Origin of the sequence: Paenibacillus sp. 1001270B_150601_E10 (genome assembly GCF_015558675.1) — a bacterium.
Lineage (GTDB): Bacteria > Bacillota > Bacilli > Paenibacillales > Paenibacillaceae > Paenibacillus_B.
In genome coordinates this window covers 1-12828 of the sequence record NZ_JADMOL010000013.1, presented here as the reverse complement: position 1 = coordinate 12828, position 12828 = coordinate 1, and the positions used below count along the sequence as shown (strand labels likewise).

The 12828-nt window shown below is 39.1% G+C and carries 14 protein-coding genes; 11 read left to right on the top strand and 3 right to left on the bottom strand.

The genetic code is table 11. The annotated features are described in order from the left end of the window. Positions 1-578: 578 nt before the first annotated feature. The 10 genes from I2H74_RS20785 to I2H74_RS20740 all read left to right on the top strand — a co-directional run bounded on the left by I2H74_RS20785 (position 579) and on the right by I2H74_RS20740 (position 7867). On the top strand, positions 579-794 hold the full coding sequence (locus tag I2H74_RS20785) for a hypothetical protein (RefSeq protein WP_195576167.1): 216 nt from the start codon (positions 579-581) through the stop codon (positions 792-794). 375 nt (positions 795-1169) lie between these two features. Continuing rightward, positions 1170-1538, top strand: a complete 369-nt coding sequence (locus I2H74_RS20780) for an NUDIX hydrolase (RefSeq protein WP_324254125.1) — start codon at positions 1170-1172, stop codon at positions 1536-1538. A 214-nt stretch (positions 1539-1752) separates the two neighbouring features. Next, the gene (locus I2H74_RS20775; protein ID WP_195576166.1) at positions 1753-2337 is read left to right on the top strand and encodes a chloramphenicol phosphotransferase CPT family protein; all 585 of its coding nucleotides are present in this window, start codon (positions 1753-1755) and stop codon (positions 2335-2337) included. Between the two features lie 265 nt (positions 2338-2602). Continuing rightward, positions 2603-3235 carry a hypothetical protein gene (locus tag I2H74_RS20770; protein ID WP_195576165.1) on the top strand — a complete coding sequence of 211 codons (633 nt, stop codon included), beginning with the start codon at positions 2603-2605 and terminating at the stop codon, positions 3233-3235. Between the two features lie 189 nt (positions 3236-3424). After that, entirely contained in the window at positions 3425-3904 is a 480-nt protein-coding gene (locus I2H74_RS20765; protein ID WP_195576164.1) for a DinB family protein, read from the top strand. Between the two features lie 270 nt (positions 3905-4174). Then, complete coding sequence (locus I2H74_RS20760) at positions 4175-4855, top strand: hypothetical protein (protein WP_195576163.1); 681 nt, start codon at positions 4175-4177, stop codon at positions 4853-4855. A 128-nt stretch (positions 4856-4983) separates the two neighbouring features. Beyond that, positions 4984-5589: a zinc dependent phospholipase C family protein gene (locus tag I2H74_RS20755; RefSeq protein WP_195576162.1), complete on the top strand. Its 606-nt coding sequence runs from the start codon at positions 4984-4986 to the stop codon at positions 5587-5589. 138 nt (positions 5590-5727) lie between these two features. After that, positions 5728-6645 (top strand): aminoglycoside phosphotransferase family protein, encoded by a 918-nt coding sequence (locus I2H74_RS20750; RefSeq protein ID WP_195576161.1) that lies wholly within the window; start codon positions 5728-5730, stop codon positions 6643-6645. Between the two features lie 89 nt (positions 6646-6734). Continuing rightward, complete coding sequence (locus tag I2H74_RS20745; protein WP_195576160.1) at positions 6735-6986, top strand: hypothetical protein; 252 nt, start codon at positions 6735-6737, stop codon at positions 6984-6986. Between the two features lie 176 nt (positions 6987-7162). After that, complete coding sequence (locus tag I2H74_RS20740; protein ID WP_195576159.1) at positions 7163-7867, top strand: HAD family hydrolase; 705 nt, start codon at positions 7163-7165, stop codon at positions 7865-7867. A gap of 184 nt (positions 7868-8051) precedes the next feature. Here I2H74_RS20740 and I2H74_RS20735 read toward each other — a convergent pair whose 3' ends face one another. The 3 genes from I2H74_RS20735 to I2H74_RS20725 form a co-directional block, all read right to left on the bottom strand. Beyond that, positions 8052-8633, bottom strand: coding sequence for a hypothetical protein (locus I2H74_RS20735; RefSeq protein ID WP_195576158.1), 582 nt, complete (start codon positions 8631-8633; stop codon positions 8052-8054). Positions 8634-9095: 462 nt separating this feature from the next. After that, positions 9096-10037 (bottom strand): urea transporter, encoded by a 942-nt coding sequence (locus I2H74_RS20730; RefSeq protein WP_195576157.1) that lies wholly within the window; start codon positions 10035-10037, stop codon positions 9096-9098. A 252-nt stretch (positions 10038-10289) separates the two neighbouring features. Then, positions 10290-11798 (bottom strand): MFS transporter, encoded by a 1509-nt coding sequence (locus I2H74_RS20725; protein WP_195576156.1) that lies wholly within the window; start codon positions 11796-11798, stop codon positions 10290-10292. Positions 11799-12194: 396 nt separating this feature from the next. On the opposite strand from I2H74_RS20725, the gene I2H74_RS20720 reads away from it, so the two are divergent. Beyond that, on the top strand, positions 12195-12587 hold the full coding sequence (locus I2H74_RS20720; protein ID WP_195576232.1) for a VOC family protein: 393 nt from the start codon (positions 12195-12197) through the stop codon (positions 12585-12587). Positions 12588-12828: the final 241 nt, after the last annotated feature.

The window sequence follows — 12828 nt, the reverse complement described above, 5'->3', positions numbered from 1 at the left end:
TAAAAAATCTTAATCCATTAGCCTAAGTAAAACAAATAATAAATAAAAAGCTAAAATTATGGTAGTAATTAGATCTTTGTGTTTGGGAGAACAAAAATCATGAAAAAAGTATGTAGTTTTATTGGAAAGATGTTACTAATTGTGCTCGCAACTCTTTTCGGACTAATCTGTTTGTTTGGAATAATATTCTTTGTAGGAGTATGGTATAAAGAAAATTTTATGTAATCATAATTGACCTATTAAATTTGAGTAGCAATAAAATAACGAATATTCATAAATTTAGCAAATAAAAAGAACAAAGTGCTTAATAGCTCAGTGAAGGGGGCACTTCAGTTAACACTGCATTCACGGATCGTAGCCTTACGGCTGTTCGGTCGCCGAGAAGCAGTTCAGGGGAGTAGATGCAGGCGAATTAATTTCTGGATTTCTTCAATATCTTCATGATTTAAAGTATTTGAAGATCTTAGGCAACGTCATTTTGCAGCAGAAATTATTGATAATGCAGAGTTAATGTCCAGCATCAGAGAAAGTTTTAATGACCCTTATTGTACCTTGCCGGGTGGAGAGTCTAATGATGATTGTCAGAAAAAAGCAATCGCAGTTCTAAAACCCATATTAAAAAGCATAAAGGGAAGAAAATAGAAATCGGGACTCATGGTCTTGGAATGACTTTAATGATGAATCATTTTGATCCAGCTTATGGCTTAGAATTTTTGAATCAATTAAAGAAACCGGATATCTATAAAATGCTATTCGAAGACTTAAAAGAAGTAACAAGATTGTGGAATGATTAGATTTTATAAGGTTTATCGAAGAGGACTGTGACATCACATAATAGAGTATCTACGCTGCGTGGGACAAGCCCCCTTGGACTGCCCCGAAGCAATTCGGAGAAGGAATAGCGAACAAACCCTGCAAGGTTAAGTGGCGAAGCCACCCAGTCGCTTGAGATCCTTTAAGCCTCTCGGGTTTGTACATACAAGAACGTTACCTGAAATATGTGCTTTATTGTAAAACTCTATTAAACAAAAAACACTAAAAAGAAAGAATGAATCATAAGGAGACTATTAATGGAGAAAGATTATATCCAATATTTAAGATCATTTGTTGGTAAATCTAAGGTTATAATGGTAGTTGCAGGAGCTGTAGTGTTTGACAAATAAGGAAGAATTTTACTTCAGAGGCGGTCAGATAATGGGCATTGGGGCTTTCCTGGAGGATATATGGAAATGGGTGAGACTGTTGAAGAAACAGCAAAGAGAGAAGTGTTTGAGGAAACAGGTTTGAAATTGAATTCAGTCGAGCTATTTTCAGTATACTCGGGCTCTGGGTATGAGGTGGCTTACTCTAATGGGGATGAAGTTGCGTTAGTGCAAATTATGTTTAGTTGTAATGATTTTTACGGAACTATAACAGAGAGTGAAGAGTCAATAGAAACTAGATTTTTTGATATAGAATTAGTACCGACTGATATCTTGCCAACACATAAGGAAATTATAGAAGATCTTAAAGTTAAAGAGCATAGAGCTGTTGAATAGTCGAGAAAGACAGACACATCAGGTAACAATACATTCTTACGTCGTCTCATTCGTTCCTCGATCGCCATGAGGAATTTCAAAGAAGTGACTTCAGTTGATACATTCAATTGACTAATTCTAACGACCAACAACGTTGTTGCCTTAAGGCGCTTGAACGTCAGGGATGCCAAACGTATCTGAAAGATTCGAAAACCTAATAGTGAGGATGATTCGTTTGAAGCAAGGAATCATTGTATTGTTGAACGGAACTTCAAGTGCAGGAAAGACTAGTATTTCTATTGAACTGACCAATCAGAAAGAGATTCTTTTTCATCATTTATCAATAGATGATTTTTTTCATAATTACAATGATTTTATCAATAATAAATTTCCAGATATTGAACCTACAAGAAAAGTGAATGATCAAGATGTTGCACAAATACTTTTTGATCCTATAGCATCTATGTACTACGCGACAATTAAACTGTTTTCAGAAATGGGTTTGAATGTAATCGTCGATACCGTACTCGATAATGACAAGCGATTTAATGATTATCTTGATGTGCTTTTTGATCATCCCACATTATTTATAGGTGTAATATGCTCGAAAGAAGAACTCATAAGAAGAGAGCAAATAAGGGGAGATCGAGAGATTGGACTAGCAAATTCCCAGTTCGACAAAGTATATTGCTTCAATGAATATGACCTTGAAGTAAATACTGAAAAGTTGAATCCAACAGAATGTGCCGAAAAGATATTAAGTTTTATTAAGTCCGATCAGGATTACTCGGCATTTAAGAAATTAACGAAAAGAAAATGAAAATGACATTCCAAAAACACGAAGTAAATCTTATTTTAGACAACGAATGTGGCTTGGAGATGCTAGAGAATATATGAATAGCTGCAGCTCAAGGAACAGTATGAGACTCTTTTTTTGATTGGAAGAAAAGAAGTCTTTGTAAACATTTCTATCGATAGTAGAGAAGTAAGGGATGAAGGAAGAGATTTATATGTACGCCATCCAGGTTATCATGCTCATGAACATCGCCTAACATAGTATCATTGTATGGAGGAACAATCACATCATGAATATAAGAGGAATTATTCTTGAGGGGTATTCAAACGCAGGAAAAACATCACTTCTTAGAGCTTTAAAACAATATCAAGCAACTGATGATGCGTCAGAATTAAGTGTAGTTATCCTCGGAGAACATTACACGCAAATATTGAATAATGTCCATGGGGAGTTAACACGCTTATCCCGAGATCAGCATATTGAATTGTTAAAAAACAAAGTTGACATGATAAAGGAATTAAATGACTGGGCAAATTTTTTAGGTCCATGGAAGAGAAAATCAAGAGGTCTATTATTTATATTTGAACGGTTTCATTTAAATCATCGAGTCGCATTCCCTAATTCGGATGATAATGAAATAACAGCAGTAGAAAAACAATTACTTGAACTTGGTGCTAAATGTATTTTGCTGACTATTTCTAATGATAGAGTAGAAGAAAGAATAAAGAGCAGGAATCCTGATGATTGGGTTCATAAGTCTAAAGATGATATCGAACAGGCATGCAAAGAATTGATTGGAACCCAAAACAATCTTAGAATACAGGCAACTAAGACAGTGATACCAACTATTGAAATCAACACGGATAATAAAGACTGGAATGCATATGCAAGATTAATCATGGAAGACAATGACTTCGCCTGACATTATATTCACGCAGAGGATCGGCTGGTGCCGATATCCTTGGTCCGTTCGGGGATATAGACTGAGAAGTAGATTCAGTCGAACAACCCGTTGGGGCTTAAGGATATCGGGTTCATGAATGCGAGAGACGTTATGAGAAATTGCAGCAAGTACTTATGAAAACCCCTATTTTCAAGGAGATGATGAACAATGGCAAAAACTATTGAAGAGATAAATGCAGAATTCAAGTCGTATATTGCGTTTGTATTAAAGCTAGACGAGCTTTCTGAAGAGCATTGGAATTCACCAATAGCTGAAGGGAAATGGACTTTGAAAGAGGTAATCACGCATATCATGCTATGGGATAAATATTTTTACGAAGAAGCAATTGAAAAAATTAAACAGAACAAACCTCTCACAGTAAAGCATTTGAATTTTAATGAGTTCAACGCAAATGCAATTGAGTATTCAAAGAAGCATACTAAGAAGTCAATCGTGGATCAATTCGTAGAATACCGAATGAAAATCACAAATGATATTTCAGAAATGAATGAAGATGAATGTACAAGAGATTTCATTGATGGAGACAAGAAGAAATTTAGTGTTCGGAAATTCTTAAGAGGATTCATACCTCATGATAAACATCATAAAAAGCAAATTGAGAAATTCTTAAAAAGTATAGAAGGATGAGGTCGTATTTCAGAGATGGTTCCAACTTCTTATAACTACGCGTCTTAAGTCTCTTGGAATCGTGGTACAAGAACGTGGTATGGTATCGTTAATATACAAACGTTACAATGGTGAGATTTGAATTTGATAGCTCTATAAAGGAGTCTTTATTGATGACGATAATGATAGGGAATATTTGTGAATGACATGAATGTTATTCTGATGATGAACTATATTACCGTCATTGCCCTATGATCATTGTACCTATGGCTAGCAAAGAGAGGGAAGCACATGAAAAAGGTTAATGAATACAAAGTAGAAATAATCACAGGACAATATATCACAGCTCCTCTGGAGCAAAAATTAATGATAAAAAATCTATTAGGTGAAGATGTAGAATATCATTTTGAGATCTATTTTCATTGGTATAATATGATTCATGAATTAGGACATGCCGTTTTGGAATACAATTGTCCAAACCGTCCTCATCCTGCAGACGAAGAACAATGGGTTAACCATTTTGCGATTGCCTATTGGCGGCACTACGGTGAGATAGAAAAGCTTGAAACGCTACGCTCAATTGTCCATGAAGCACTCAGTAGGTTCATTGTGCCAACAGACAATAATAATAATCATCTTGATTATGCAAAAGAACAATGGGGTAAAGAAGAACTTTGCAGTTTTAATAACTATGGCTGGTTTCAGTTCCGTTGTGTCGAACAGTCAATCTCTCAACAACTATCATTAGAACAAGCCTTAAGGGATATGGGGCTGACAAATATACAATGGCAAAAAGGGAGGCTTTTGAAATATAAGGTAGATGAAAGGATGCCGTATCAAGTGATTGAGGATGCTAAACATCTGTTATATTCATGGGGGATTTCTTTACCCAAAGAAATAAGCGTTATTTTATCAGATGACCCCAATTGCCATATGTGTCAGAGTAAAAGCATAGATGCCAAATACATATAATACGATGTTGACATATCCCACTTGATTCGTTGATGCAATATAAGCTCAGTCGGCTATAAGGCTGTAAGACGGGGTGAAAAACGTTATGTGAAGAATAGATTAAAATACCTAGTGAGGTGGTTCTCATTATGGGTTCTAGAATGATGCATTTGATTATCGGGCATCGAATCGCTGAAAGGTTGGAAATCGAAGATCCATCTTTATTTTTACTGGGTAGCATCGCTCCAGATGCAGTTTCTACAAAGGATGAGTCACATTTTTATAAAGGAGAACATCACAATTATACAAGACATATTGACTATCAGGCATTCCTAGATAAGTATAAACCGTATTCTGATCATTTATATGTTCTCGGTTATTATGCACATTTAATTGCTGATGAACAATGGATGAAGGGATTTTATATGCCTTGGTTGAGGAATCGTATGGAAGAAGATGCTGGTGTATACTCACTGTATCACAATGATTTCAGATTGCTTAATGGAAAGCTTTTAGAGCGTTATGGGTGTAAGGAAGAAATGAGGAAAGCGATCTATAATCCACCTGCGGTTATGGATCTGCAAGAGGTAAAGTCAAGTGATGTTATTGCATTCGTTCCACATGTTCTTGGTGATATGGATTATGAAGGACAAACCATTGATGAACCACTCAATGTTTTTAGCTTTATTCAGATTCAAGGATATATTGAAACAGCAGTGAATATAGGAATCATGCATATACGACAGTTTATCTGAAAATTGTGTGAAAATGAGGGTCCATATTAAGTTGACATAATTTCATTTAATAGAAAGAGAAGATTATATGATAGAAAGATAATAGATGAGTAGTTAAATGATGAGAATGCGTTAAAGGAGTGGAGGGACATTCCCGGAATGACCAATCATTATAGATTCAAACAAGATGAAATCGAAAAGATTATTAGCCGTTTTGGAGAGAACTTTTATGAAAAAGTGCTGAGAGATATTGAGGTGTACGCAGAAAAATGGAGTTTACGTTCATTTCAATTGATCCCCTCCTATTCAGCCAACTTGGTTTTTAAATGCTATGCTGAAGACTTTGGAAGTGCAGTGCTGAAATTAGGTAATCCTACATGCAGAGAAATTTATACAGAAGTGAATACACTGCACCATTATAACGGCAGTCGTTTTTGCAAAGTGTTTGCTGCAGATATTGAAAACGGTGTCATCCTTGAAGAGTGTATACAGCCGGGGATTCCTTTGAGGGATGATCATTCTTTAGATAAACGATTATCTGTATTTTGTTCCCTGCATAAAGGCCTGCATTCCGCGCCTGAGCAAGCCGAAATATATCCAACCTACACAGAGTGGGTCAGCAGAATAACAGCGTACATGAGCACGCGGGAGGATAGTAAAGAGCTTTATCTGCATATGAAAAAAGCGAATGATATCTGCTTATCCATTGCTGCGTCATATTCACAAAAGATGCTACTTCATGGCGACTTTCATCATGATAATATTTTGCTGGGTCAGGGTGAGGAGTATATCATTATCGACCCCAAGGGCGTATTAGGAGATCCTGTATTTGATGTTCCGCGCTTTATATTGAATGAATTTGAGGATGAAATAACCCCCGAGTTGTATTCGAAAATACATTACATCATAAGCGTTTTTGAAATGAATCTTAATATTCCGAGCGACATCATAAAGCAATGTCTCTATGTGGAAACGGCAATGGGCGCATGCTGGAGCGTTGAAAGCGGCTCAACCGCTGATGAATACCCGACACTTATAGCAAATGTTGCTTTTGCAGAAACGATTATGAATGCTTAGATAGCTCAAACCTGTAGATGATACTCAGGTTCGCGTATGCTTTAATGTTATATTCTTTTTTTAAAATAGATGATGGAGGCTGATATAAGATGGATGTAAGCAATGGTATTGGATTTGGTTTCGCGATAGCCCCTTTTTTATTTATGCTAATTATCTACCTTGGCGTGTTAGCTGCAGGTTTCTTAATTCTGTATTTAGTCATTCGTAAAGCCATAGATAATTCAAAGCTCAGCCAGAATATGGAGCAATTAAGGATGGAAATGATGAGAATGAATCATCAATTGCAATCGATGCAAGCTGCTGCATATAAAACGGAGAACGATAGGGATAACTCTTTATAAATGGATTTCGACGAACGAAGGGCATAAACCATGAGGATCAATCATTTGAAAGCAATTTTACCTAGAGACAAGTATGATGTTGAGAGAGTAACAAAAATGAAGGAAAGACTCTTTAGTTAAGTCTGATACATTCCAACGACTTCTAAGTCCATAACAGCATAGAAAGAGGGAACAACATGACAATCAAAGCGATCTTATTCGACTCAGGCCGAGTCTTGAATCATCCTCGTACAGGACATTGGTTTATTCCCCCTCGTTTTCACCAATATGTAGATCGAGCATTGTTTGAGCAGCAGGATTTAGATGTGTTGCAGAACGTGTTTCAACGATGTGTAAAGAGGATCGATGAACAGAGCTATGTCATGACGGAGCAAGAAGAATATGAGTTGTTTGTAGCCTTCTATCGTGACTTTGCTGAACAGCTTCCTGTGTTGAAGCTAACGGAAGAAGCGATTGAGGGCATTGCGAAGGATACCGTTTATAATGATGAAAAGTTTTTCTTTCATGATGATGTGTTCGAAGTGATCCCGAGGTTAAGCGCTGCTTACACACTGGGGGTGGTGTCAGATACTTGGCCCTCCTTGGATCGAGTGTTTAGGAATCTCAACCTGCGTTCTTATTTTTCAACCTTCGTCATGTCATCTGTGTTAGGGGTTTGCAAGCCTCATGAACGGATGTATACGACTGCGTTGAAGGAGCTGAATGTTGCGCCGCAAGAGACCCTTTTTGTGGATGACAACATTGAGAATTTAGAGGGGGCGAAAAGGCTGGGCATTCATCCAGTCTGGATGCTGCGAGGCAGTGACGAAGTGAGCTGTGGAGACTATACGAGCATCAAGAATTTATTTGACCTGGAAAAAATGATTGGACAGTTCTCATGATTCAGATGAATTCCCTGAACATATTGGGCACGAATGATCAGCTGCGTGTCATTTCATGATATACAAAGGCTTGAACGAATACGATATCAATTAAAGGTGAAGTACGTTGTATGTACCTCACCTTTTTGGCATGTTGAATGGATGGATACTGATATTTGAAAAAGATAAGAGAGTTCCCCCTGCCTTATCTTAATTCCTGTGGAAACTCCGCTTTAAGTTCTGTGAAAATCCTTGACTTACTTGGGCTTTCTATCGAATCTTCTGGATCAGTTCCATCCAGATTGAATTTGCCTTCTTGCATATTAATTACATAGTACTGACCAGTTCTGTTTTTCTTCAAAAATATGAGATAGCGGCTATCTTTTTTCATGGGAGTATATCCTTCACTTGCAAGTCTCACTTTACCTTTATAAGTTTGATATTCAACAACAGGTTCAATTACTGTAAGATTAGTCGTATCTTCTTTCGGCCCTTTTAATACCTTTTCTACATGAATCTCTGTGAACGTAGCAAAATCCTCGATAACACCTGTAGCAAACCTTGTCAGATGTATCTCGCGATCTCCGAAGGCTGTAACTGGTTTTCCAATGACGACTAATTCCGCTCCTTCAAATAACTTTTCACCTGTTGAATAACCCTTATATTGAGCATGTACAGACACAACATTGACGGAATTATAGATAGCAAAATAATAGTAACATGCCGCTATCGCAAGGATGAAAGCCATAGTAATTGAAATAATCGTGCTTTTCTTCTTCAGTAACATTAAATTGTTCTCCCCTTAGCTAATTTTCCTACTTATACTACAAATTCACTTTTATCGATGATTACTGTAGTGTTCTTCTTTAATTTTCGTTACCTCCATATTTTAATATATGACTCAAGCAATTAATACCATTTTTTATCATATATGGGTGGTGTTCGCCTTTTATTGATTTATCTGTGTTGGTTATGGAGTCAAAGATTAAACGATTAAACGGCTATAATTTTCTATGTGTATGTTGTTCTGTTGTCATAAAGTTTGGTTGATAACAGTCCCTATGAGCCCTCATGATTCAGATGAACTCCCAAAATATAATAGGAACGAATGATTAGATGCACGTCGAATCATGGTATTCAATATGGATTGATCCTGTACAATAAAAGTAAAAAGGTGAAGTACGCGTTGTACCTCACCTTTTTGGCATGTTGAATGGAAGGATATCGATTCGATTGCCTTAGTTATAGATTACCAATTCGGCAAAACCTTTCTTGAAGCTAGAAACACCCAAGTGACAAGCACAAATGGCATGCTTAGTGGGGAAAGTCCAAACGGCAGCAGGAAGGAACTCATGCCTGCTGTGATTGGTATGGATACGAGAGCGGCAAGAATGCCTGTAACAGGTGCAAGCCTACTGTTGCTTACAAATATCATACCAACGGCAATAAACGTTAATACCGCGTTAAACACATATACCCCACTATTGAGCAGCGAGATTTCGGCTCCCAAGCCATAGGCAGCCAATCCGGCGATGATAGCACCGATGACGGTGTACATGCCTATTTTTAGGTTCGCCCAACTTACGCCTATAAGGATGAGAACCACGGAAAAGATATTGTTTTGAAAATAAACGGACCCTATCCCGTTAACCAACCCTTGAATCCAATCGATCGCCCCTGACTTCTGCCATTCCCATTGCGTAAGATTTTGTGGGACGAGCGCCTGATTCAACTGGAACATTCCCTGCCGGTACGAGGCAAGCAGAATTAGCCAAGTCCATACAACAAAGGGAAAAGTAAAGACAGGCAGCCCTGTGTTTCGCATCATATGCATCATTGCCGCAGAAAATATCGCAGTGACGGCAGCTCCAACCAGTGCGATGATCCATCGCTGTCCGCCTGTCATGTAAAGGAAAAGGGCCATGCCGGATAATACAGAATTGAATCCGATTAGCCCTTGATTAACCAAGCCTTTATCGGCTCCTCCAATACGTCCGACGCATGCAGCGATTAGTGCAGACAGGAAGGCAACGATGCCAACGGAGACGGAGGCCACTAGAATACCAATCAGGATGATTAGCCCGGCAACCGCATTTTCGATGAACATGATCTGAGAAAAACTTTTGAGTGAAGCTTTGATTAGAGTACGCCATTCCGTGTTGCTCCCTGATGCTTGATAGACTTGTTTCATCCTGATCCCTTCCTTCTTCATGTTATAGAGTGGGGTGGCAAGCTGTCTTCTGCAAAACAAAGGCATTACCATAAGCCTGTCCCTCAAGGGAACGCTCTGATAATGCCTCGTTACACATTACCTATTATTTTTCGCATAAAGGTGTGAATATATTCGTCTACTATCCTTGTAAAGAAAGGACAGCAGAACCGGCATTCTTTTAATAACCGCATACAGGTTGTGTACACACCCGTTCTACCCTGAATGATGATATTAAGCTTCCTTTACGATCAAGGAGCGTCTTGTTTTGACCTTATAGGCAACTGCGAGGATAACGAGTCCACTCAATGCGGTAATCGCCGCTCCAGTAGCAAGGACCACAACAAATGACTGGTCAAAGGCTGTGCTTGCAGCTTCCTTGAGCGAATCGGCTGCCTGTGCAGGCAAATGCTCCGCAGCCAGCAGTGCTTCATCGATGCTGTCATGTACAGTAGACGGCACGTTTAGGTCGCCAGGCACTCGCAAACTCATAGTGTAAATAAACGACGAAAGACTGCCTAGAATGGCGATGCCGCTTGCTCCACCGAATTCGAAGGATACTTCTTCAATGGATGCAGCCATCCCCGCTTTATGGGAAGGAGCATGATTCATAATTGCACTTGAAGCGGCAGACATGCCGGAGCCGAGACCTGCGCCGATCAGCATCAAGCAAGCAACCTGAAGCATATAATTCGATTCATGGAACATGAGATAGCCGCCGATTCCGATCGCTGCTACGAACAATGACATCCATTGGATGCGCAAGGCAGGATAGCGATTCAACAATAGCCCTGCCAGCGTACCTGTGATAAAAGAGGCTAGCGGAATATAGATGACAAAGAGACCTGCTTGCAGCGGCGACAAGCCAAGTACGAGCTGAAGACGCTGAGTCATGATAAACTCGATCCCCACAAGTGCAAAGGAACTCACCATTGCGGTTATCGTTCCAAACGTAAAGGTTGGATTTTGGAACAGAGAAAGATCAATCAAAGGAGCAGCGCTTCTGCGTTGACGGTAAATGAATAAGGATAGAGCGGTAATCCCGATGATCAATGCCCCAACTGCAAGTGCCATAGAGCCTCCGCGTCGTGTTATTTCTTTAATGGCGAAGACGAGACCGACTAATCCGAGCATGATTTGAACGGATCCTATCCAATCAAACTTCTTCTCTTTGTCCCCAGCATGATGTGGGACTAGAATCATTGTTGCGATAAACGCGATGACAACAATGGGCAGATTAATGAGAAATACAGAACCCCACCAGAAATGCTCAAGCAGAAGTCCGCCTACAATGGGTCCAAGCCCGGCGCCGCCCGCGGATACAGACGACCATATGCCTATGGCAAGAGAGCGTTCTTTCGCATCTGTAAAGGTGACGCGAATGATGGATAGCGTAGCAGGCATCATCATCGCTGCGCCAACCGCAAGCAAGGCGCGTGCAGCAATGAGTATGCTTGCAACTGGAGCGAAAGCAGCGATCAATGAAGCCGCTCCGAAAATAATAAGTCCGATAGCGAAAAATCGCTTATGACCAAGACGATCGCCCAATGTGCCCATAGTTGGCAGTAACCCAGCCATGACTAAAGGATAGGCGTTAACGATCCAAAGCTTCTCAGAAGCACTGGCCGCAAGATCATGGGTCAGTCGCGGTAAGGCTGTATAAAGAATCGTGGTGTCAAGCACGATCAATAACAGTGCGCTAGAGACAATGGCTAGTATGAGCCAGCGATTTTTGTTTGACATAAAGATGACCCCCAAGATGAATAACGTTGCTCTTTCTAATTTGTAGTGGAACAGCCATATCAATCGATGAAATATTCTGAAAAGATTGAAATATGATGCTGCTGTTTCACATTTAAACATCTTAGAGTATGGAGTTACTCCATAGTCAAGAGGGATTTATTTACTTATTTTGGATTGTGTTATAGATCGCAGCAGGTTGATGTAGAGCAGGGATTCTGTAAAGCAGAATTGAATTGGTTATATACTGAGGTTCGGTACATTCATATATAGAAAGAAATCTTGGCGTGTTACACCACCGGAAAGACAGCCTTTATTGAAGGGGTTATTGAAAATGCCAGAAATGATGATGAGCTCTGCAAGACTATCCTAGGGAGCTCAGAGGAGTAAACGTATATGATGCAAGTAAAAGGGTTCAATCATTTGACGATTAATGTTAAAGATCTCAAGCGTTCATTAGACTTTTATCATCAGGTGCTTGGAATGGAAATCCGACATCGAGGACGTACAGATGCCTACTTAGAATGGGGAACTGCATGGATATGTCTTGTAGAAAAACGAGGGGACACCAATCAGACAAACGGAATGTTTGGAGTGGACCACATCGCTTTTTATATGGAAGAGGAGCATTTTATGGAGGCTGTAAAGGTGCTGCAAGATCATCATGTCGACATCGTAAGAGGGCCTGTTCAGCGAGGAGTAGGGTGGTCTATTAACTTTTTGGACCCAGACGGAGTTCAGTTGGAATTACATACTTCGAATCTTGAGGAAAGAATGAAGGTATGGGAATGACATTTACCTTCCATCCGCTTCGATATTCTAGATGCATAAATTGGATTTTAAAATGAAAAGAGTTACTATTTCGTGAGATCAAGCAGTATGTTGTGTTTATCCGAAAAGACAACCAACGTTGTCTTTTTTTATTTTCTAAAACGTTACTCAAAGTAAACAAAAAGGTGTATAATAAATGATAAGTAGTAAGTAGTAAGTAGTAAGTAGTAAGTAGTAAGTAGTAAGTAGTAAGTAGTAAGTA